Raw genomic sequence first — 21,658 nt, 5'->3', positions numbered from 1 at the left:
CAGCGATGACCGAAGACAAGACGAACGAAGCCGAAACGGAAACCGCCGAAACTGCGACCGAAACTGCGGCCGAAACTGCGGCCGAAACCGCGAGGGCCGACACGCCGCCCGACCGCCTGTCGGTGAACCCGCAGAGCGAATATTTCGAGCCGGAGGTGCTGCAGCGCGGCATCGGCATCCGCCTCAACGGTCAGGAAAAGACCACCATCGAGGAATATTGCGTGTCCGAGGGTTGGGCAAAGGTCACCGCCGGCCGCTCCCGCGACCGTCACGGCAATCCGATGACCCTCACGCTAAAGGGCACGGTCGAACCGTACTTCAAGGATACCGAGCAGGGCTGAACCGGCTTCGGCACTCCCCTGGTCTGAAAAGCAGCGTCATCCCGGCGAAAGCCGGGATCCACGCCATTCCCCGGAGGAGATCGCCTCTCGGACAAGCACAGATCGTCCTGGCCGCGACAAGGCATGAAGCCCCGGCGAGCGCCCCGCCCCTGCCGCGTCCTAACGCGCGAAATGCCGGGAAAAATAACGATCGACGGCCGTCATCGCCCAATAGGATGCGCGCCAGAAGAAGCGGCTGACTGGTCCCGCCTTCGCCTTCAGCGCCTTCATGTCGACCCGTTCCGACTCCTGCATTTCTTCACAGAACAGATCGCAGACCTGATCGTGAAAGTCGGGCCGCTCGACGCGCAGCATCAGTTCGAGATTGATATAAAGGCTGCGCACGTCGAAATTGCCCGAGCCGATAAAGACCACATCGTCGGTCACGATCAGCTTGGAATGCAGCAGGCGCGGCAGATATTCGTAGATTTCCGCGCCGGCCCGGATCAGCTTTCGATAGGTGTGCCAGGCCGCGGCGCGCGAGAGCCTCACATCCGTCTTGCGCGCGGCGATCACGCGCAGCCGGTCCGTACGCGCCTTGCGCCTTACGGCCGCGAGAACGCGCCGGCTGGGCGCGAAATAGGCCATGATCATGTCGACATTGCCGGGATCCCGCAGAACGGACATGACCTGCTCCACATAGGCGCTTTCCTTGCGCGCCGGACCGCCGAAGACCCAGCGAACCGTGCCCTCCGTCTCGTTGGCGTCATCGAGCAGCTCGCCCAGATCGCGAATATGGCTGCGGTCCGGTGCGCTCGTCCAGGCTTCCAACCGGTCGTAATAGATGGCCAGGCGCGTCATGGCCGGCCCCTCGATATACACGCCGATGTCGCGCCAGGCGTCCGCCCCGTCGCCGGTCAGATGCGGGTCGGCGATATTGAAGCTGCCGACGATGCCGCGCACCGCGTCGGCAATGGCGATCTTCTGATGGTTTCTGAGCAGATAGGCCTGCGCCAGATTGGGCTGAAATTCGCAGAAATGCCCGCCCGCGTCGCGTAGCGGCTGAAAGAAATCATCCTTCGTTTCCAGGCTGCCGAAATCGTCGACGATCAGGTGCACCTCGACGCCGCGATTTTGTGCATCGACCAGCCGGTCCAGAATTTGCCGTCCGCACTGGTCGCTGGCAAAGGTGTAGTAATAGAGCCGCAGCGTCTCCTCCGCGTCCTCGATCAGCTGCTTCAGGCGCTCGAAGCTGTCCGGCCCGGTTTTCAGGAGTTCCAGCTTCTCCTCACCCGCGCGGTAGCCACCTGCCTCCTTCGGCCCGGCGGGCCAGTCCGCTTCCAGATCGCGGCTATGCTCTCCAACCAGCGCCGCGGGCTGCGCGGTCCCGATGTCACCACCCCTTGCCATGCTTCTGTCCGCCTTTCGCCTTTTCGTCATCGCTAGAACCCCGAGGGCCGTCAGAGGATGCAGGGGCCGCGCCGGCTTCCCCTGCGAAGCGGCGCAGGACAACGACATGGCCGCCGGCTTTTTCCGCCCCCGCTCGCGCCGGCTCGATGCGGGCATCGCGGCGCGCCCGCGTCAGCAGCGCCTGGGGAAAGCCCTCCTCCCACAGCACGATATCCGCGCGCGACAAGGCGCGCAGTTCCTTCAGCGACAGATCGTCGGGATCGGCACTGCGCGGCACGATTTCGATCAGGGACGCACCGGAGGGCGGACCATCCGCAAGCGCAGCATCGATGGCCGCGCCGGGATCGTCCGGCAGCGTGCCGAGTGGGTCGAGCGCACCGCCCGGCGCGAACAGCGCGTCCCAGAACCCGCGCCGCGCCGCCGCATCCGGCAGCGCTGCATTCACCGCCCGCCGCCGCATTCGCACCGCCTCCGCCAGTCCGCCGAGCCCGGCGGGGAGCAACGCCTCCAGCCGCTCCCTCAGCGTCTTCGACAGGGTCGCCGACGCGCCGCCCGTGCCGATGGCGAGGGTCACGGGCGCGCGGTCGACGATGGCGGGAAAACTGAAATCGCACAGCGCCGGCTTGTCGACGACATTCACCAGCAGGCCCGCCGCGCGCAGCCGTGACGCCGTTCGCCCGGCTTCCCGATCCTCATCGATCGCGACGACCGCGATCCGCGCCCCTGCGGCCAGCGCGGCCGCCTCGTCCGTCTCCACCGCTGCGCCCGCCGATTGCAGCAGCCGGCGCTTCGGCTCAGCCCCCGCGCCATCGCCAAGCAGCAGGACCGGCCGGCCTCGAAGCGGGAAGAAAAGCGGCAGCGCCTCCATGCTTGCCGCGCCGGCTCAGCCGTCTTCGGCGAGGCCGCGCGCAAGCCGCGCCGCGCCGATCAGCGTGATGCCCTCTGCCTCGGCCCGTGCGGACAGTTCCGCAAGCGCATCGACGGAGACGGGGATCGGGCGCGCATAGCCGATGGCATAGCCGCGCGCCTTCGCCTTGGCGATCAGCCCGTCGAGACGGCGGCGCACGCTCGCTTCGGTCGCGGGCTCGTCGAGGAAGATATCGTTCGCGCGCGCCGGAACGCCGGCATCCCGCGCGACGCGGTCGGCCACGGATCGGGGGCTGGCCTTCTGGTCGATGAAGACGAGATCCTTCTGCCCCAGCGCCGCCATTATGGGTGCAAGCGCCGCCTCGTCCTGCGTGAAGCCGCTGCCCATCATGCCCGTGACGCCGTCGAGCGAACCGAACCGGCCGAGCGCCCATTCCAGCGCCTCGCGATTGGCATCCGCATCGGCCCTCCGCAGCAGCGTATGGCGGCCGGGGGAGACGCGCGGATAGCTGACCGGCTCCATCGGCACCGACAGAAACGCGTCGTGCCCTTGCTGCCGCGCCGCTTCGGCAAGGGCGCGGGCGCCCTCGGCATAGGGCGTGAAGGTAAAGCTGATCCCCTCCGGCAGGCGCTCGATGGCCGCGCGGTCGCTCGCCGGGTTGAACCCCAGCTCCGTCACCACGATGGCGAGAAGCGGTCCGTCGGGGAGCGGCGCCGTCGCCGGCGGCTTCGTGTCGGCCGCCCCCGCCTCGGCGTCCGCCTGCCGCCCCGCATCCTCATCCCGGCGACCGCTCATGTCCGCGGAGGACGCCGCAATCTGTTCGGGCACGGCCGCATCATCGTCATGCTCTGCCGCGCCATCCGGCAGATTGGCCTTGGCCGGAGACATTGGCTGCAGCAGGTGCGCGAAGAGGGCCGCCAGCGCCACGAACGCGAGCGCGCCGAGCGCCGTTACCAGGATTATCCGCAGCGGACTGGCCGCCTTTCGCTCCGCCATCGGACCCCCCGGACCCTACACTATCGGTCAGCGCGTGCCGTCTGCACGGGCGCGCCGGGGCCGGCCTCCAGCCGGTGCAGCATGTCGACGGCATAGTGCATCTGGTAATCCTCGATACCCTGCTCCTTCAGCTCGTCATAGCTGACGTCGAAACGGGGGTTCGGCTTGTCGTCGTCCTCGATCAACTTGTCGTTGTCGATGCTTTCGTTACGCAGCGCGCGGCGCAGATCCGCCTCCCGCACGAAATGACGGTCGGCATAATGCTCGTCGGACAGCTGCGGCACCGTGATGTCGGGCTCGATGCCCTCCTCCTGCACGGACCGGCCGGACGGCGTGTAGTAGCGTGCCGTGGTCAGCCGCAGCGCCGTATCGGTGCCGAGCGGTATCAGCGTCTGCACCGATCCCTTGCCGAAGCTTTGCGATCCGACGACCAGCGCGCGGCGGTGATCCTGCAGCGCGCCTGCGACGATTTCGGACGCGGAGGCCGATCCCTGATCGACCAGCACCACGACGGGCTTGCCGTTCGTCATGTCGCCGTCGCGGGAGAAATAGCGCTGCACCTGACTTGCTTCCCGTCCGCGCTGCGACACGATCTCGCCGCCCTTTTTCAGGAACACGTCCGACACCTCGATGGCCTGATCGAGGAGACCGCCCGGATTGGATCGCAGATCGATGACATAGCCGAGCAGCTTGTTGCCTTCCTGCTCGGCGATGGCCGCGATGGCCTGGCGCGTTGCGGGACCGGTCTGCTTGTTGAAGGTGGAAATGCGCAGGATGCCGACATCGTCCTGCACCTCCCACTTCACCGGTTTCAGCTCGATGGTCTCGCGCGTCAGCGTCAGTTCCAGCGGTTCGTCCTCACCGTCGCGCACGATGGTCAGTTCGATTGGCGTTCCGGGGGCGCCGCGCATCTGGTCCACCGCCTCGTTTAGCGTCAGGCCGTAGATCAGCTCGCCGTCGATATGGGTGATGTAGTCGCCCGCCTTGATGCCCGCGCGCGCAGCCGGCGTATCGTCCGTCGGCGCGACGACGCGCACCACATTGTCCTCCATGCTGACGGTCAGGCCCAGGCCGCCATACTCGCCGTCCGTCTGTGTACGCATGCGATCGAAGTCGCTGACGTTCAGATAGGAACTGTGCGGATCCAGGCTGGTCAGCATGCCTTGGATCGCGCCCTCGATCAGCTTTTCGTCGCTGACCTCCTCGACATATTCGGCGCGGACGCGCTCGAACACGTCCATCAGCTGGTCGAGCTGCCGGTAGGTGTCGGTCGCGTTCGCCGTCTCGGTCGGTTCCTCCGCCGGCGCGTCCTGCGCAAGGACGCTGGTCTGCGTCGGGACCACCGCTGCCATCGCCATGGGCAGGAAGGCGTACAGGATCCGGTGCTTCATCTCTTCGTCCTTGCTTGGCGGTGCGTTCGCCGCGTCAATATAGGCTCGGCGCGCGCATGATGACAGGCCCGCCTGAATGGTAAGTTACGGCAGCGCGCGCGGGCCTCACTCGCCGCCTCCCCGCCCGGTCTCCGCCGCGTGCTGACGCTTCTGCATGTAAAGCATCGGATCGACCGGTCGGCCGCGCCGCCGCAGCTCAACATAAAGAGCTGCGTCCGTGTCCACCCGGCCCAGCGGCAGACCCCGCGTCACGGGCTGCCCCTCTGCCACGGCCATTCGCGACAGGCCGGACAGGATGCTGGTCATTCCACGCTCATGTTCCAGGATGACGACGCCTTCCTCCTCACGAAAGGGGCCGGCGAAGATCACCGTTCCGTCTGCGGGCGCGGTGACGACGGCGCCCGGCCGCGTCTTCACCGTGACCCCCCGCTCGGTAACGCCGACTGTGTTCACCTCCCCGAACGGCAGCGTTACCCGGCCCGCGACAGGCGCGCGGTATCCGGTGCGGGCGATTTCCGCCGGCCCGGGACGAAAGCTGCGGATGGCGCGCGCACGGCGCACCCGTTCGGGCAGGGTTACAGAGGGGGTGAGCCCGCCCCGCTCCACCGCCTCGGCCGCCAGCGACCGCGCCCGGCGCCGCGCCGCGACCGCTTCGGCGCCCAGCGCCTCGCTCTCTTCGCGGTAGCCGGATGCCAGCGTATCGAGCTCCGCGACCGCCTCGGCCAGATCGCGCCGCGACCCTTCGAGCAGGGCGCGTTGCCCGCGAACCTCGGCCGTCAGCGACGCCAGCTTCGACAGCCGCGCGCGCAGATCCGCCGTCCGCTGCGCGATGCGCGGGCGCAGCGTGTCCGCAAGCGCCGCCGTACGTGCCGTTTCGACTGCATCCGCAGGCGCTAGAAGGGCGGCGGCGACCGGACGGCGCGCCATGCGCTGCACGGCGGCCAACAGATGCGTCAGTCCCTTTTGCTCGGCCGCCACGTCCGTCAGCAGCGCCGATCGCTGCCTCGACAGCATGGCAAGCCGGTTTTCCAGCCGCGTCGCCTGCCGCTCGAACCGCTGCGCATCGGCGGCGAGCGCCTGCATCCGGCGGCGCGCATCGGCGGCGCCCTCAAGGGCCTCGTCCGCGGCCTGCCGCTTCTCGCGCGCCTCGCGGTCGGCGGAAACCGCGCGCTCCTCCAGCTCGCGCGCATCCTGTGCGCGGCTGGGAACGCTGACGACCAGGGTCGCCAGCAACAGGGACAGGCAGGCCCTAGCCTTCACGGTGATAGGGGTGCCCCGCCAGAATCGCCTCTGCGCGGTAAAGCTGCTCGGCCAGCATCGCCCGCAGCATCAGATGCGGCCATGTGGCCTTGCCGAAGGCGAGCAGCAGGTCCGCGCTGGCCCGCCGTTCCTCGTCATGCCCATCGGCCGCGCCGATCCAGAAGCGCGCTTCCCTCACCCCGTCGTCACGCCAGACGCGCAGACGGTCCGCCAGCCCCGTGGACGGCAGGGACGTGCCGCGCTCGTCCAGCACGACATCGACATGCGGGCTGGGCGGCGCCGGTATGCGGCCACCGGTTTCGGGCAGTTCGGTCAGCACCAGCGTCCCGCGCATGCGCGTTTCGTAGCGCGACACCAGCTCGGCTTCGGCCCCGCGGCCGATCTTGCCGCGTGCGATGATGTGCAGTTGCACGGCCCCTCCCGCCCGCCTTGGCGCTGCCCGCTGGACAGCGCAGCGCTGTCAGGCGCTGCGCTGCTTCGGATTCAGATGGCCGGCATCGGCCACGGCCCACATGCGCTCCAGATTGTAGAAGCTGCGCACCTCTGGCCGGAACAGATGCACGACCACGTCGCCGGCATCGACCAGAACCCAGTCGGCGGCGGGCAGTCCCTCGATCCGCACGGGGCGGCCCAGGTCCTGCTTGATCCGCTCGGACAGCTTCTGCGCCATCGCCGCGACCTGCCGCGTCGAGCGGCCAGAGGCGATGATCATGTGATCGGCCACCTCCGTCTTGCCGGCAAGGTCGATATCGACCAGGTCGATCGCCTGGTCGTCGTCCAGGCTGCGCAGCACCAGTTCGTGGAGCGCGTCGCTCTCATCCTTTAAGGGGCCTTCGCCCTCACGGTCGGTCAAGTGGTCTCTGATCCTCGTCTGTTGATAGATAGCGCCGCGCCCATTCGGGGTCACGCGCGCGAATGGCCGTTGCGGACAGCGTGTCGAGCGGGATTCGCAAGAAGACGATCGCCGGTAAACTCCATTCGGGCCACTGGCGCGCCGCCTCGCTCTTCTTCACGAAACGCCGCAGCCAGCCCATCGCGGGCGCGCGTCGGGCAGCCCCAATGTAGGACGGCCGGGCCATGACCGCAATCGGAAGCGTACGCGCGAGGGCGCGCCAGTCCTTCCAGCGGTGGAACTGCACCAGATTGTCGGCGCCCATCAGGAATATGAAATCATGCTGCGGATAGCGCCGGCGCAGCGCGGCGGCGGTGTCGGCGCTGTAGCGCGTGCCCAGATCCTGCTCCAGCGCCGTCACGCGAATACGGGGGTGCCGTGCCACCTCCCGCGCGCGCAGCAGCCGCGCGGCAAGCGGCGCCATGCCGGCCCTTGGCTTCAGCGGATTCTGCGGACTGACCAGCCACCAAACCCGGTCGAGGCCCAGCCGCCGCTGCGCCTCGAGGCTGATATGCCGGTGGGCGGAATGCGCCGGGTTGAAGGAGCCGCCGAGAATGCCGATGCGAGCCATGCACCGCCACTCTTAGGCCCGCGCCCGCCGGCGATAAACCAAACTCGCGCGGGTTCCGGCGATTTAGTCCTGTCCGCGGCCCGTCTTCGCCTGCAGCGCGTCTATGCGCTCCGACGCCGCCGCCTTGGTCAGTTCCGGGTCGAAGTCCTCGCCGGCCTCCTCGCACAGCGTCTGCAGGTAACTGGCCTGCGCGCCGGTCATCGGCTCGCCGCCCGTCGTCCAGTCCTCTGGGTCCTTTTCCGCATTGGAATAGGGTTCGGATTTGGGATGGTCATGGTCGCTCATGAGGGGAAAACCGCTCCGTTCCTTTTCTGTTCCGTTTGACAGGGCCGGTGCGTCTGCCGAAGAGGCTGGACCGGCCCGCCCGCTTGGAGTTCCCCCCTTATGAAGACCCGTGTTCTGGCGATCCTCAGCGTGTCCGCGCTGGCAAGCACGGTGGCCTCGGCGCAGATGCCGCCCACGGCCGCCACCGCGCAGCCGGAGCCTGAGGCCCAGCCTCAGGAGAATAGTCCCGCCGGCAACCCGGACGATCCGACCAGCGATGCGGCGGCCGATGCAATGCGAATGGGCGACGTCCCGCCCGCCGATGCCGCTTCTCAGCCGCCCGCCGGGGATCCCGACGATCCGACCAGCGATGCCGCCGCCGAGGCCATGCGCATGGGCGGCGACGAACCGGCCGCGCAGGATGCCGCCCCCGCGACGCCGGTGGCCATCGCGGGCGTCGCCGAGGCTGCGGCGGAAACGCCCGCCCCCGCGATTGCCGATCCCTATCTCGTCACCGCCCTGCCCGATTGGCGGCGCGAGGATCTGTTCCTGACGGAGGCGGGCGAGTATGTGCGCCAGGCGCCGAATGCGGTCGCGGTGCTGACGCCGGGATTCGGCACCGGCAACCGCTACATCTTCCGCGGCCTTGCCGGCGGCGGCACCTATATCGACGGCATCCGCCTCAGCGAGCGTACCGCCAACGATATCGGCCTCTTCGATATCGACCGCGTGGAGGTCGTTCGCGGCCCCGCCCCGCTTCTGGACGCGCTGCCGTCCGCCGCCGGCAGCCTGCAGGTGGCGCTCCACCGGCCGGGGACGGAGCCCTATGGCGAGTTCGAGGGCTATTACGGCGCGTTCGGGCTCGGCGCCTTTCGCGGCTCGCTCGACATGGTGTCCGCGAACGACGTTCTTGGGGTCAATTTCAGCGGCTATTACCAGGGCACTGGCGGCTATGTGGACAATCCGGTCACGGGCGAATCGCTGAACCAGAGCGACCGCTGGGGCGGGCGCCTTGGCCTGCGCCTCTCGCCGGCGGCGGATATCGACTGGTTCGTCAGCGCCGCCTTCATGCGGGCGGAGGGGCTCAATATCCTCAACGCCGATTGCGACGATGCCGGCGCCGATTGCGACGACCGCGTGTCGCTGACCGGGTTCAGCCGCGACGTCGACGACCTGCTGACGCCCATCGGCGGCCTGCCGATCGCGGGCGACAAGGGGTTTTTCGGCCTCTCCAACGATACGGAAACGGCGCTCGTCACATCCGACATCGAGTGGCGCTCGAACCTTGGCACGGTCTCGCTGAACGCCGGGTTCGTCCGCACCTCGCAGGAGGCGGGTATCGACTTCGCCGACGGATCGGCGGTTCGCGCGGCGGGTGCGCCCCTGCCGCCGGCAACAGGCTACCCCCTCGGCGGCGATCTGCGGCTGTACGACGAGACGCGCCGCGAATTCACCTTTGACGGCAGCATTGCGCGCCGCATCGGGCCGGCCAACGTGAAACTGGGGTTCAGCGCGCATGATCGGCGGGAGGAGGACGATTTCGCCGCCGTCCTAACGAGCGGCGCGGCCGCAAGCCCGGTTAGCACGCTGAACGCCGACCGGCTGACCGTCGAGGATGGCAATGGCTATTCCGTCTATGGCAGCGCCGATACCCGGCTTGGCGGCATGGAACTGGCGCTCGGCGGCCGCTTTGGCGAGGACACGATCGATCTGCGCCAGACCCAGCGCCTGACCGGCAGCAGCGGCAGCAGCTCCACCAGCTACGATTACTGGGGCGGCTATGCGCAGGCCCGCTATGCACCCACGGATGGCACGGCGATCTTCGCCCGCGCCGTCCGGGGCTATGAACTGGCGGATTACGATCCCGCCGCGCTCGCCGGCATCGGCGTCGGTCTTGGCGGCCCCTGGAACAACTGGACCTATGAGGGCGGGCTGGAGGGCAGCCTCTTCGGCGGCCGCGCCCAGGCGCGCCTGACCGGCTTCTACATGACGGCGGACGACCTGCCGGTTCCCTATGCACCCGGTTTCACGCTGCTGACTGCTGGGCAGAGCGGGTTCGAGAATGCCGGCGCGGAGCTCGAACTGGCGCTCGTTCCGGTCGACGGCCTCGACATCAGCGGCGCGGTCGGCATTCAGGATGCCCGCTACGATATTGGCGCGGGTGCAGCGACGCAGCAATCGACGTGCCTTGGCCAGCTGGCCGCCGGCGGTGCGGCGCCCTCCTGCGGGCTCGGCATCGTCACCGCCGACGGACGGATCGCGGAGCCGGTCTACGCGCCCGATCTGATCGCGCGGGGCCAGATCTCCTATGATTTCTATATTCCGCGGGCGGAAAGCTACCTGACGCCGATGATCGGCTTCGACTATCGCGGCGACATGGAAACCGGCAGCGCGAACCTTGACCTGTTCGATCTCGGCGGCACCGGCAGCCTCAGCGGGCAGGATTTCATCGGCGGCTCACGGGCGGACTCCCGCGTGACCGTCAATGCCGGTCTGACGCTACGCACGGACGACGACTGGTGGCTGGTTTCGCTCGAGTGCGACAATTGCTTCGACGAGACCTATGTCGACGCCAGCGACGGTTTCTACTCCTATCTCGGCACGCCGATGACATGGACCATTCGCGCACGAAGGAAGTTCTGATGATGACCGGACGCCGCCTCGGCGCAACCCTTCTGCTCGCCGTTCTTGCCGCCCCCGCCGGGGCGCAGCAGGCAGGCGCAGCGTCCGAAACGCCCAGGAACGTCATCGTGATGATCGCGGACGGATCGGGCTACAACATGCTCGCCTCCACGCGCTACTGGCTCGGCCATGCGCTGACCGCCGACGGGCCGGATTGGCGCCACCTTTCCATGGCGACATACGCGCTTCGTCTTGAGGAGCAGCCGCACGGGCTGAAACAGGACCCGGCGCTGGTCTACGACAGCGTGAAGAGCTGGGACACTGCGCCGATGGACGGCAATTCCGGCTGCAAGACGGAGTATCCGGCCGGTTTCGCCGCTTATGAGTGGAACCGCTGCACCGCGCCCGACAGCGCCGGCACGGCCTCTGCGATGATGACCGGTACGCGCACCTATAACGGCGCCATCGACGTCGACGGCAACGCGCAGCCGGTGGAATCCGTGGCCGAGGCCGCAAAGGCCTCGGGCCGCAAGGTCGGCACGCTGTCCACCGTGCCCTTCTCGCACGCAACGCCCGCAGCCGCCGGCGCCGCGCACAATGCGAGCCGGGGCAATTATCACGAGATCGCCTCCGAGATGCTATCCGGCCAGACGCTGGATTTCATCGGCGGCGGCGGCAATCCGGGCTATGACGGCGCCGGCGCGCCCCGCGCCGCAGCGGCCGCCGACGACGACGCCTATCACTGGATTTCGCAGGCCGACTGGCAGGCGGTGAAGGACGGCACGTCCGGCTGGACGCTGGTCGAGGACCGCGCCGCCATTCAGGCCCTCGCCGCCTCCCCGCGAGAGGGCCGCGTCCTCGTCGTGCCGCAGATCGCGGCAACGATGCAGGTGGAACGGCCCGGACCGGCCGGCACCGATCTGAAAACGAGCGCGCCGCTCGACACCCCCCGCCTGGAAACCGTGCCGACGCTCCCCGAACTGGCGATGGCCGGCCTGTCTCAGCTTCAGAGCCCGGACGGTCTGTTCCTGATGATCGAGGGCGGCGCCGTCGATTGGGGCATGCACGCCAACATGCTCGGCCGCGCCATCGAGGAATATGACGATTTCGACCGGGCCGTGCAGGCCGTGTCCGACTGGATCGAGGATCCCGCGACGCCGGCAAGCTGGCAGGATACGCTGGTCATCGTTACGGCCGACCATGACCACATGCTGACCGGCCCGGACCCCGGCGAGGCATTCGACCCCATCGAAAATCGCGGCGCCGGGAAGCTGCCCGGCCACATGTGGTGGTCGAACTCCCACTCCAACCAGCTCGTGCCCTTCTTCGTGCGCGGCGCCGGGGCGGAGCGCTTTGTCGCGGCGGCCGACCAGACCGACCGCGCCGTGTCCGGCGGCCGTACCTATGGGCGCGGCGCCTATCTGACGCAGCCGGAAATGGGGCGGATTCTGAAACAGATGATGGCGGGCCGAAAATAGTTGTAAACTTTTCCCGTCCATCCTGCGTTGGGCTCGCAGCCCAAATCCGAAACGTCGCATAAGAGGGGAAGCCGGCGCCTATGTCCGACAATGTCTATGCCGTGACCGAACTGGTCGGAACGTCCGAAACCAGCATCGACGATGCCATTCGCGGGGCCGTTCGCCGCGCCGGCAAGACGCTGAAGAACCTCGACTGGTTCGAAATGACGGATGTGCGCGGCCACATCGAGAATGGCGAGATCAAGCATTTCCAAGTCGCCGTGAAGATCGGTTTTCGCCATGAAGACGGTAAAAACTAGCGCCGTGACGACGCTGTTTGCAGCAAATTGACCGTGTCGGCGGGGCAGCCGCATGAATATGCGGGGGAAGAGGAACGTCTGGCGGTCCTGAACGCGCTTCGGGTTCTCGACACCGCCCCGGAAACGGAGTTCGATGCTCTGACGCGCGCGGCCGCACTTGCGCTCGGTGCGGACAGTGCGATGATCAGTTTGGTCGACAGCGACCGACAATGGTTCAAGGCGCGGCAGAATCTCGACGTGCCGGAAACGCCCCGATCGAGTTCCTTCTGCACTTATGCCATTCGCTCACCGGATGAGACGATGATCGTCACGGACGCTGCAAGCGATCCGCGCTTCAAGGACGACCCGCTCGTCACCGGTCCGGCCGGCATTCGTTTCTACGCGGGCGCTCCGCTGATCGTCGACAACGCGGCGCTCGGAACGCTCTGCGTCATCTCCGCGAAGCCGCGGCCGGACGGCCTTTCACCGCAAGAGGGGGAGGTTCTGCGCGAACTCGCGATCGCCGCCGCCCGCGCTCTCGACGCGCGCGCGGCCCGTCTCAGGGTGGAGCGGCTGGAACGCACCCGGCACGTTATCGACACGCGCATCAAGCTCGCACTCGACGCCGCCGACATGACCGTGTGGACGTGGAACGTCTCGACGAACGAGATCGTGAATTATGGGCAGCATTCCGGGCCGGAAATCGTCCGCCGCGAATCCACGGATGATTTCCTGCAACGGATTGCCGAGGAGGACCGCGCCCCGCTCGTTCGGGCAATGCGCGCCGCCATCGACAAGAACGACACCTATCGCTGCGAATTTCGCGCGGTCGAGGATACGGATCGCTGGTATACGGCGATCGGGCAGGCCGTCGAGGATGACGAGGAGGGCCGGCCGGCGATCATCACCGGCGTGCGTTTCGATTCCACCCCCGCCCGGCGCGCCGCCGACATGGCCAAGGCGCAGGCGCAGGAACTCCGTCATCGGGTGAACAATCTGATCGGAATCGTCGACGCACTTGCCGGCCGGACCGCGCGGGAGACGGACGCGCGGGACGACTTCATCTCGCTGTTCCGCTCGCGCCTGCAGGCACTGGCGCGGACCCAGCGTGTGCTCATCGCCGGTGAAGACGAGGCCGATCTTGCCGCGCTGATCGAGGCGGTGTTGATGCCCTTTCGCCGCCGCGACCGTTCCGTCATCGGCGTCGCAGTGCCCGATGTCAGCGTGTCGGCCAGCCTGTCGCAGACGCTTACGCTGGTCCTGCACGAACTGACGACGAACGCGCTGAAATATGGCGCGCTGCGCTGGCCGCTCGGATCGATCGACATTGGCGGCAGCCTTGAGGACGGTCGCCTGACCCTGGTCTGGCGGGAGGAAAGCGGACGTCCCCTTCGCACCCGCGATGCCGATACCGGCGACGGTTCCGACGATGATGCGGGTCAGGAGGGCGCTGTCCTTGATCACACGCGGTTCATGTCGTCGGGCGAGGGACGAACGATCGCGCAGCGCATGATGCACGCGCAGGGCGGACAGATTCGTTTCGAACTGCAGGAAAGCGAGCTTCTCGTGACGGTCGAGGTCCCGCTCTGATGGCCGCCGGGGCGCGGCCATTCGACTCAAGGCCATTCGACTCAAGGCCATTCGACTCAAGGCCATTCGACTCAAGGAAACGCGGCGCGCCAGCCTTTACGCCGGCTTGCAGCCTCCGCTAGTCAGGCCCCATGAACGAACAGCCCCCTACCGAGGGCGTTCTGGAGACCATCCAGCACGTCATTACCCGCCCCCAATCGGCGCTGCGGTCCTTCGTCCGAACGGAATCCGCGGGCGGTATCGTCCTGATGCTGGCAGCGGCGGCCGCGATCATCGTCGCCAATTCGCCTCTGCGCGAAGCCTATGAGGGGTTCCTGCACACCTATGTCGGCGGCTTCAGCTATGCCGCGCGCGGACAGGGCGGCGGGCTCGATTTCCATGGCCTCAGCGTCCTCCACTGGATCAATGACGGGCTGATGGCGATCTTCTTCCTGCTCGTGGGGCTGGAGGTGAAGCGCGAAATGCTGGACGGCCAGCTGTCCACCTGGGAACGGCGAACGCTGCCCGGCGCGGCGGCGGCGGCGGGCATGATCGTGCCGGCGGTCATTTTCACATTCTTCAACATGGGCCAGCCGACGGTTGACGGCTGGGCGATCCCGGCAGCCACGGACATCGCCTTCGCGCTCGGCGTGCTGGCCCTCCTCGGCAAGCGCGTGCCCGGTTCCCTCAAGGTGTTCCTGACTGCGGTGGCGGTGATCGACGACCTCGGCGCCATCGTCATCATCGCACTGTTCTATACGGCGCAGCTCAATCTCGCCGCCTTGCTTCTGGCGGCGGCCCTGGTCGGCGTCCTCGCCTATCTGAACAAACGCAACGTCAACAATCTCATCCCCTATCTCGTCATCGGCCTCGTCGTCTGGGTGCTGACGCTTGCCTCCGGCATCCACGCCACGCTGGCGGGCGTTGCGGTGGCGCTCACCATTCCGCTCAAACCCGCTCCGGGCGCACCGGACGACGTTTCCTCGCCGCTCCACCGGCTGGAACATGCCATCGCACCCTGGGTCGCCTTCCTGATCGTGCCGATCTTCGGCTTCGCCAATGCCGGTCTCAGCTTCGAGGGGATGGAGGCGAGCATGCTGATCTCCCCCATCGTGCTCGGCATCGCGCTCGGCCTTTTTCTCGGCAAGCAGATCGGCGTTTTCGGCATCGTGTGGTTGCTCGAAAAGTTCGACATCGTCGACTATCCGGTGAATGCCTCCAAACTGCAGGTCTACGGCGTGGCGCTGCTGTGCGGCATCGGCTTCACCATGAGCCTGTTCATCGGCAATCTCGCCTACTCCACCGACCTTTATCTCGACGAGGTGAAGCTGGGCGTCCTCGGCGGCTCGCTCATGTCGGGTATCGTCGGCGCGCTCGTCCTGTCGCTCGCGCGGAACGAGCGGCGCAGGGATGAAGAGAAGGAGGCCGGCGCCGCCGCCTGAGCAGCGGCTGTGCGCCGCGCATCCTATTTGCGCGGACGCATCAGCCCTTCCTGCGCGACGGAGGCGATCATGCGGCCCCGGCGATCGTAGATCAGGCCGCGATTCATCCCCCTTGCCCCGCCTGCCCACGGACTGTCCTGCACATAGAGCAGCCAGTCGTCGGCGCGGGCGGGCGCATGAAACCACAATGCATGATCCAGGCTGGCGACCTGCACCTCGCCCGAATACCATTTCAGGCCGTGCGGCCGCTGACACGTCGACAGCAGCGTCATGTCGCTGGCATAGGCGAGCATGCAGCGATGCAGCGCCGGATCGTCCGGCAGCGCGGCCTGCGCGCGGAACCAGACGATCTGACGCGGCTCGCGGCCTTCCTTGCCCGGTGCTGCCTGATCGACGCGGCGGAAATCGATGGGCCGCTCGCGCGTGAAATGCGGCCGCAGCTTCTCCGGGATCTCTCCGATCCAGCTTTGCCGCCATTCGGTTTCGCTCTTCAGTTCCTCCGGCGGCGTCACGTCGGGCATGTCGAACTGGTGTTCATAGCCGTCCTCGGCGATCTGGAAGCTGGCGGCCAGGTTGAAGATCGGCTTGCCGTTCTGGATCGCCACGACCCGCCGGGTGGAGAAGCTGGACCCGTCGCGGTCCCGCTCCACCTGATAGACCACCGGCACGTCGACGGCGCCGGGACGCATGAAATAGGCGTGCAGGCTGTGCGGCTGCCGGTCATCGGCCACCGTGCGGCTGGCGGCGACCAGCGCCTGCGCGATGACCTGACCGCCGAACAGGCGGAAACTCGCATCGGCGCTGTTCTGCCCACGGAACAGATTTTCCTCGATCCGCTCCAGGTCGAGGACGTCGACCAGTTCGGCAACCAGCCGCTCCGCCTCGCTTCCGCCGCTCATGCGTGCGTGCCCCGCGGCGTTTCCATCAGCTCGACCAGAACGCCGCCCATATCCTTCGGGTGAACGAAGATGACGGGTGTGCCGTGCGCGCCGATACGCGGCTCGCCGCTGCCGATGACACTTGCCCCCTTCGCCGTCATGGCATCGCGCGCGGCGTAGATGTCCTCCACCTCGAAGCAGACATGGTGCTGCCCGCCCGCCGGGTTCTTCTTCAGGAAGCCATGCACCGGCGACTCCTCGCCCAGCGGCTCGATCAGCTCGATCTGGCTGTTCGGCACATCGACGAAGCAGACACGGACGCCCTGTTCCGGCATGTCGAAGGCGTCGTGGATCTTCGTCGCGCCGAGCACGTCGCGGTAGAGCGCGGCGCTCTTCTCGATCGACGGCGTCGCCACGCCGACATGGTTCAGACGTCCGATCATGCCTTACCCCTTCTCCTCGGGCCGCGTCTCGTGCGGCAGGGCGAGGCTTTAGGATGCAGGCGCGGGACCGGCAACCGGCGCTGCGTCGTCCCCCTCGCAAACCATAGGCAGCGGCCAGGCAGGCGGGTCAGCGGGGACGTTTCAGCCGCACGACGCTTTCGTCGAGGGCCGACAGGAAACGGGACCGATCCTCCTTGCGGAACGGCGGCGGCCCGCCAACGCCGCCGCGTCCGCCCGCCCTGCCCTCGTCCTTGCCGCCGATCCCGGCCCGCAGATCGGCCATGATCGCCCTCGTCGCAACGGCCGCACCGATCGAATCCTCCGTAAAGCGCCGGCCGTCATGTCCCAGCACGGCCGCGCCCGCCTTCACGCAGCGCTCGGCCAGCAGGATGTCGCCGGTAATGACGATACTGTCCGGCCCGGCATGCTCCGCGATCCAGTCGTCCGCGGCATCGAAGCCGCTGCCGACGGTCTGCAGCGTCAGAAGCGGATGATCGGGCAGGCGCAGGAAGCTGTTCGCCACCACCGTCACCGGCACGCCGTGACGCCACGCGACCTTGTAGACCTCGTCCTTGACCGGGCAGGCGTCGGCGTCGATCAGGATGCGCGGCAAGGATTATTCCGCCGACAGCACCGGATAGGGGTCCAGCGCGTCCGCTTCCCACCAGTTCTTTTCCGGCCCCAATTCCATGATCGCGAAATGCAGATGCGGTCCGGCCGCATCGGCATTGCCGGTCGATCCGACATAGCCGATCACCTGCCCCTTGCGCACCGAATCGCCCTCGCGCAGCCCGTCGGCTCGCCGCTGGAGATGGGCGTAATAATAGACATAGGTCTCCGTCGGATCGAACTGGTAGATGGTGATTCCGCCACGCGCGCTGTCGAAGAACTTCACCAGAACGCCGTCCTCGACCGCGACGACCGGCGTTCCCTCGGGCGCCATCAGGTCCAGTGCCTCGTGCGCCCGCTGGCCCCGGCTGTCGGAGAATTGCGGCGTCAACTCGGCCGGATCATAGTCCCGAACCGGCATCGCCAGATCCTTCGCGATCAGGTCGGACGTGTCCTGGTCCGGTTCGGAAAAGACCATGTCGCTCGGAACGGGCACCACCTTTTCGCGCGGGCGCGGCGTCTCCGGCTCGGCCGACACCAGGGGCGGCAGTGCGTCCGCGTCCGCTGCCGGCCCGGGAGCGCTTTGGTAAAGATACAGCCAGACGGCGCTGGTCACCAAGGCCGTGACGAGCGCGGTGGCGACGATGATGCCGAGCGTACGCATGGAGACCTTTTCCCTTGGAATGCCTGCGACCGCAAGAGGATGCGCGCGCCGGCCGGCGGATTGAAGCGCAGGCGCCGGCGCCCTAACTTCGTACGATGGACGCGTCCACCGCCCTGCCGCCACCCTTCTCCGATCCGCACCTGACGGCGAAGGGGGAGGAACGCGCCGCCGTTCGCTTCCGCGCGCTCGACACGCTGTGGCTGAACACCGGAACCCTGTGCAATCTGGAATGCCGGGGCTGTTATATCGAAAGCTCGCCGCGAAACGATCGTCTGGCCTATTTGAAGCGGGATGACGCCGCGCGGATGCTGGACGAGATCGCACGGGACGGCCATCCTGTTCGCCTGATCGGCATCACCGGCGGCGAGCCCTTCATGAATCCGCAGATCGACGGCATCCTTGAGGATTGCCTGACCGCGGGTCATGCCGTCCTGATCCTGACGAACGCCATGGTGCCGATGCGCCACCACCGGGATGCGCTTTGCCGCCTGAACGCCGCCCATCCCGGCCAGCTGACCCTGCGCGTCAGTCTCGATCATTACGATCCCGCCCGGCACGAGAAGGAGCGCGGCCCGCGCAGCTTCGCGCCCGCCATGGAGGGCCTGCGCTGGCTGTCGCAGCACGGCTTCGCCATCACCGCGGCCGGCCGCACCTTCTGGGACGAGGACGAATCGTCGCTGCGGCGCGGCTATGCCCGGCTGTTCGCGGCGGAACGCATCGCCATCGATGCAGCGGACCCGCAGGCTCTGGTCCTGTTCCCGGAAATGGACGCCGGCGCGGATACGCCGGAAATCACCACAGCCTGCTGGCAGATTCTGGGGAAGGACCCCGGCACGCTGATGTGCGCGCACGAGCGGATGCTGGTGCGGCGCCGGGGTGCGGAGACGGCCACCCTGACCGCCTGCACCCTCCTCCCCTATCAGTCCGAATTCGACCTGGGGCCGACCATTGCCAGCGCCGCGCGGCTTGTGCCGCTGAACCATCCGCACTGCTCGAAATTCTGCGTACTGGGCGGCGGCTCCTGCGGCTGAACGCGCGCTATTCGCGGTAGAGCGGCAAGCGGTCGAGCGCAGCATCGATGCGCGCGACGGTCTTGCGATAGGCCTCCGCATCCAGCGCTTCGTAGCGTGCCTCGAACTCCTCTTCGCTCAGCCCCTCCGACAGGGCGAGCGCCTCCATGGGGAACAGGTCTTCCGTGCGCGCCTCCGCCAGCCGCTCCTGCGTCCGGCGCGTGGTGCGCGGATCGGAAAGCAGCTCGCCCAGACGCGTTCCGGCCCGGTCGGCGGTCAGGTCGACGAAGGAGAAGCCGCTGCCCCCCGCCAGACTGTCGGACAGTTCCTTCACCTCTCCGATGGCATTGCTGACATGGCGATCGCCGTTCGCCGTCAGCGCAGCCGAAACCAGGAAATGCGCCACCAGGTCCGTTCGCCCCTCCACCGTCACGGTCCGCACCCGCGGCCGGTCCTGATCGCGGCGGAACAGGGATGTTCCGGCCAGTCGGATGAATTCCGGATCGGAACTTGCCATCAGCATTCCGATCAGCCTGCCCGCCGCCGCGTCGCGCGACAGGTCGCCGGCATCCGGGCCAAAGGCCTCCCGCGTGAACGCGCCGAGCGATGCGGGCCCCACGAAATAGGTGTCGGGCCCCGTCAGCCGCAAATAGGTCGCCCGCGCGCTCGCCGCGACCGACTCCGAGTAAAGCCCGAGCAGGCGCTGTACCCCGCGGACGAGCGGCTGCGGCACATCGAAGGTGGCCGTGGCCGCGCTGTCATCGTCCTCGATCTGCAGGGCGGGCCAGACCTCCGCGAAGGTGGGCGGCGGCGTCTTTCCCGTCCAGATCAGCGCAATGACGCGGTCGGCGACCCAGTGCGTCAGCGGCGCCGGAACGGGAATGCTGCCGATCTTGATGCGCAGATGCGGGTCGGCGCCGTTTTCGAACGGCTCCGCCGCCGCCGCGATGTTCAGCCAGCTGTGCGGGGCCAGCGCGATCGAGACCTGCCCGCGCACCATGCCGCCGCGAATGTCGGCCGCCGCGCGCACGTCCGGCCGGCTATAGGCCGCGACCCGCGCTGCCGCCTGTGCCGTCTCTCGTGAGGCGACAAGCGGGCCCGGGCCATTCTGCCGCAAAAGCCACAGCGTCCCCGTCGCCAGCGTCTGCATCGCGCCCACGTCCCGCGCAGTCGGCACGTCGTTCGGCGGCACCGCCGGGCGCGGCGACAGCAGCGCCGCCCCCAGGAAGAAGAGCGCGGCGAGCAGGACGAGGAAAAAGCGGAAAAGGACGCGGCGAACGATCACGCGGGCGCTTCTAGGGGCATCGCGCCCGGTGGGGAACTCCCCCTGCCGGGCGCTCGCGGTCCGGTGCGCGGCTAATGCGCCGGGCTGAGCGCGGCGTCGCGCAGGCCGCGCCAGACGCGCACCGCCTGCACCGTTTCCGGCACGTCGTGGACGCGGAACAGTTGCACGCCCTGCGCCAGTCCCGTCTGCACCGCCGCCAGAGACCCGCCGAGCCGCGCATCCGCACCCGCCTCGCCCGACAGGGCGCCGATAAAGCCCTTGCGGCTGGCGCCCAGCAGGACGGGCACGCCCAGCCCGTGAAACAGCGACAGGCCGTTCAGCAGTTCCAGATTGTGCCGCACCGTCTTGCCGAAACCGATGCCGGGGTCGGCGATGATGCGGGCGGGGTCGATACCGCCCGCCACCGCCGCCGCGATCCGGCCCTCCAGCCAGTCATAGACGTCGAGCAGCACATGATCGTAGCGCGGCGCGTCCTGCATCGTCTTCGGGTCGCCGACATTGTGCATGATGACGACCGGCGCGCCGGCATCGGCCACGGTGCGCAGGCTTTCGCCGTCGTGCGTCAGGCCGGACACGTCGTTGACGATGCGCGCCCCGCGCGCCAGCGCGGCGCGCATGACGGCGCTCTTGCGGGTGTCGATGGACATCAGGATGCCGCTTTCGCGCAGGCGCTCCAGCACCGGCGCGACGCGGGCGATCTCGTCATCCTCCCACAGCGTTTCCGCGCCGGGCCGCGTCGATTCGCCGCCCAGGTCGACAAGGGCGGCGCCTGCGGCCGCCATGTCGAAGGCCGCCTGCGCCGCGCCCTCGGCATCGCCGTGCCGGCCGCCGTCGGAAAAACTGTCCGGCGTCGCGTTGACGATGCCCATGACCTGCGGCTGGTCGAAACGCAGCGTCCGCGGGCCAAGCTCCAGCGCCGGGCGCGCCTCGGTCAGGCGGCGCCAGCAGACCGCCAGCGCGGCATCCTCTTTCAAAAGCGGCGGCATGTCCGCAACCGGGACCAGCCGTGCCGGGCGGTCACGCGACAGCATCTCGACCGCCGAAAACCAGACCATGCCGCCCGCCAGCCGCGCCACCTGTCCATCGAAACCGAAGGGCGCATCGACGAACCCGGTCGGGCGGAGATAGATATCGCTCATGCCCGTCTCCTACCGTGCCGGACTGGACGCGCAATCGCGCCGCCGCGCGAACCCGTCACGCCAAAGCCGGAAAAGCGACCGCAGACGACAGGGACCCCTGCCTTCGCAGGGGTGACGATGAATAAATGTACTGTCCTTTTCTGTTCCGTCGCCCCTGCGAAGCCAGGGATCCATCCGCACCACCGGTCCCCGGCGAAACATCCCGGGCAGCGGATATCCCCTTCGCATGTCGTCATCTCTGCGAAGGGGGTCCACCCGCACCACCGGTC

Annotated in this window: 22 protein-coding genes; 7 read left to right on the top strand and 15 right to left on the bottom strand. The window is 67.9% G+C overall.

The window, feature by feature from the left end; genetic code table 11:
* The first annotated feature begins 5 nt into the window (after positions 1 to 5).
* The gene (locus tag C725_RS14160) at positions 6 to 341 is read left to right on the top strand and encodes a DUF3297 family protein (RefSeq protein WP_008603865.1); all 336 of its coding nucleotides are present in this window, start codon (positions 6 to 8) and stop codon (positions 339 to 341) included.
* A 159-nt stretch (positions 342 to 500) separates the two neighbouring features.
* Here C725_RS14160 and C725_RS14155 read toward each other — a convergent pair whose 3' ends face one another.
* The 9 genes from C725_RS14155 to C725_RS14115 form a co-directional block, all read right to left on the bottom strand.
* Positions 501 to 1,730 carry a phospholipase D-like domain-containing protein gene (locus C725_RS14155; RefSeq protein WP_008603864.1) on the bottom strand — a complete coding sequence of 410 codons (1,230 nt, stop codon included), beginning with the start codon at positions 1,728 to 1,730 and terminating at the stop codon, positions 501 to 503.
* Complete coding sequence (locus C725_RS14150; protein ID WP_008603863.1) at positions 1,714 to 2,598, bottom strand: precorrin-2 dehydrogenase/sirohydrochlorin ferrochelatase family protein; 885 nt, start codon at positions 2,596 to 2,598, stop codon at positions 1,714 to 1,716. Before C725_RS14150 ends, C725_RS14155 begins: the two co-directional genes overlap by 17 nt.
* A gap of 15 nt (positions 2,599 to 2,613) precedes the next feature.
* Positions 2,614 to 3,594, bottom strand: coding sequence for a divergent polysaccharide deacetylase family protein (locus C725_RS14145; RefSeq protein WP_008603862.1), 981 nt, complete (start codon positions 3,592 to 3,594; stop codon positions 2,614 to 2,616).
* Between the two features lie 20 nt (positions 3,595 to 3,614).
* Positions 3,615 to 4,985 (bottom strand): S41 family peptidase, encoded by a 1,371-nt coding sequence (locus tag C725_RS14140; RefSeq protein WP_008603861.1) that lies wholly within the window; start codon positions 4,983 to 4,985, stop codon positions 3,615 to 3,617.
* A 105-nt stretch (positions 4,986 to 5,090) separates the two neighbouring features.
* Complete coding sequence (locus C725_RS14135; protein WP_149864707.1) at positions 5,091 to 6,245, bottom strand: murein hydrolase activator EnvC family protein; 1,155 nt, start codon at positions 6,243 to 6,245, stop codon at positions 5,091 to 5,093.
* Positions 6,235 to 6,657 (bottom strand): 23S rRNA (pseudouridine(1915)-N(3))-methyltransferase RlmH, encoded by a 423-nt coding sequence (locus C725_RS14130; protein WP_008603859.1) that lies wholly within the window; start codon positions 6,655 to 6,657, stop codon positions 6,235 to 6,237. The genes C725_RS14135 and C725_RS14130 overlap by 11 nt, the downstream gene beginning before the upstream one ends.
* Before the next feature lie 48 nt (positions 6,658 to 6,705).
* Complete coding sequence (gene rsfS, locus C725_RS14125) at positions 6,706 to 7,098, bottom strand: ribosome silencing factor (protein ID WP_008603858.1); 393 nt, start codon at positions 7,096 to 7,098, stop codon at positions 6,706 to 6,708.
* Positions 7,085 to 7,708, bottom strand: coding sequence for a nicotinate-nucleotide adenylyltransferase (locus tag C725_RS14120; protein ID WP_008603857.1), 624 nt, complete (start codon positions 7,706 to 7,708; stop codon positions 7,085 to 7,087). The genes rsfS and C725_RS14120 overlap by 14 nt, the downstream gene beginning before the upstream one ends.
* Before the next feature lie 63 nt (positions 7,709 to 7,771).
* On the bottom strand, positions 7,772 to 7,993 hold the full coding sequence (locus tag C725_RS14115; RefSeq protein WP_008603856.1) for a DUF3072 domain-containing protein: 222 nt from the start codon (positions 7,991 to 7,993) through the stop codon (positions 7,772 to 7,774).
* A 99-nt stretch (positions 7,994 to 8,092) separates the two neighbouring features.
* Between C725_RS14115 and C725_RS14110 the strand changes: the two genes are divergently transcribed.
* From C725_RS14110 to nhaA, 5 genes are all read left to right on the top strand, one after another.
* Entirely contained in the window at positions 8,093 to 10,615 is a 2,523-nt protein-coding gene (locus C725_RS14110) for a TonB-dependent receptor (RefSeq protein ID WP_008603855.1), read from the top strand.
* Positions 10,615 to 12,072: an alkaline phosphatase gene (locus C725_RS14105; RefSeq protein ID WP_008603854.1), complete on the top strand. Its 1,458-nt coding sequence runs from the start codon at positions 10,615 to 10,617 to the stop codon at positions 12,070 to 12,072. The genes C725_RS14110 and C725_RS14105 overlap by 1 nt, the downstream gene beginning before the upstream one ends.
* Positions 12,073 to 12,152: 80 nt before the next feature.
* Positions 12,153 to 12,371, top strand: a complete 219-nt coding sequence (locus tag C725_RS14100; protein WP_008603853.1) for a dodecin — start codon at positions 12,153 to 12,155, stop codon at positions 12,369 to 12,371.
* Positions 12,372 to 12,404: 33 nt separating this feature from the next.
* Positions 12,405 to 13,940, top strand: a complete 1,536-nt coding sequence (locus C725_RS16870) for a sensor histidine kinase (RefSeq protein ID WP_008603852.1) — start codon at positions 12,405 to 12,407, stop codon at positions 13,938 to 13,940.
* A gap of 131 nt (positions 13,941 to 14,071) precedes the next feature.
* Positions 14,072 to 15,361: a Na+/H+ antiporter NhaA gene (nhaA, locus tag C725_RS14090; RefSeq protein WP_008603851.1), complete on the top strand. Its 1,290-nt coding sequence runs from the start codon at positions 14,072 to 14,074 to the stop codon at positions 15,359 to 15,361.
* Between the two features lie 23 nt (positions 15,362 to 15,384).
* Here nhaA and C725_RS14085 read toward each other — a convergent pair whose 3' ends face one another.
* The 4 genes from C725_RS14085 to C725_RS14070 all read right to left on the bottom strand — a co-directional run bounded on the left by C725_RS14085 (position 15,385) and on the right by C725_RS14070 (position 17,955).
* Positions 15,385 to 16,260, bottom strand: a complete 876-nt coding sequence (locus C725_RS14085; RefSeq protein ID WP_008603850.1) for an acyl-CoA thioesterase — start codon at positions 16,258 to 16,260, stop codon at positions 15,385 to 15,387.
* Positions 16,257 to 16,682 (bottom strand): methylmalonyl-CoA epimerase, encoded by a 426-nt coding sequence (gene mce / locus C725_RS14080; protein WP_008603849.1) that lies wholly within the window; start codon positions 16,680 to 16,682, stop codon positions 16,257 to 16,259. Before mce ends, C725_RS14085 begins: the two co-directional genes overlap by 4 nt.
* Positions 16,683 to 16,809: 127 nt before the next feature.
* Entirely contained in the window at positions 16,810 to 17,295 is a 486-nt protein-coding gene (locus C725_RS14075) for a YaiI/YqxD family protein (protein ID WP_008603848.1), read from the bottom strand.
* A gap of 3 nt (positions 17,296 to 17,298) precedes the next feature.
* A complete protein-coding gene (locus C725_RS14070; protein WP_008603847.1) occupies positions 17,299 to 17,955 on the bottom strand; it encodes a M23 family metallopeptidase in 657 nt (218 codons plus the stop codon).
* Between the two features lie 95 nt (positions 17,956 to 18,050).
* On the opposite strand from C725_RS14070, the gene C725_RS14065 reads away from it, so the two are divergent.
* Positions 18,051 to 18,986 (top strand): radical SAM protein, encoded by a 936-nt coding sequence (locus tag C725_RS14065; RefSeq protein WP_008603846.1) that lies wholly within the window; start codon positions 18,051 to 18,053, stop codon positions 18,984 to 18,986.
* A gap of 7 nt (positions 18,987 to 18,993) precedes the next feature.
* On the opposite strand, the gene C725_RS14060 is transcribed toward C725_RS14065, so the two are convergent.
* Positions 18,994 to 20,250 carry a YfiM family lipoprotein gene (locus C725_RS14060; protein ID WP_008603845.1) on the bottom strand — a complete coding sequence of 419 codons (1,257 nt, stop codon included), beginning with the start codon at positions 20,248 to 20,250 and terminating at the stop codon, positions 18,994 to 18,996.
* 71 nt (positions 20,251 to 20,321) lie between these two features.
* On the bottom strand, positions 20,322 to 21,389 hold the full coding sequence (gene folP, locus C725_RS14055) for a dihydropteroate synthase (RefSeq protein WP_008603844.1): 1,068 nt from the start codon (positions 21,387 to 21,389) through the stop codon (positions 20,322 to 20,324).
* Positions 21,390 to 21,658: the final 269 nt, after the last annotated feature.

Origin of the sequence: Pacificimonas flava, assembly GCF_000342165.1 — a bacterium.
Taxonomy (GTDB): domain Bacteria; phylum Pseudomonadota; class Alphaproteobacteria; order Sphingomonadales; family Sphingomonadaceae; genus Pacificimonas; species Pacificimonas flava.
The sequence above is the reverse complement of the archived record's forward strand: the minus strand, read 5'-3'. Positions and strand labels throughout refer to the sequence as shown.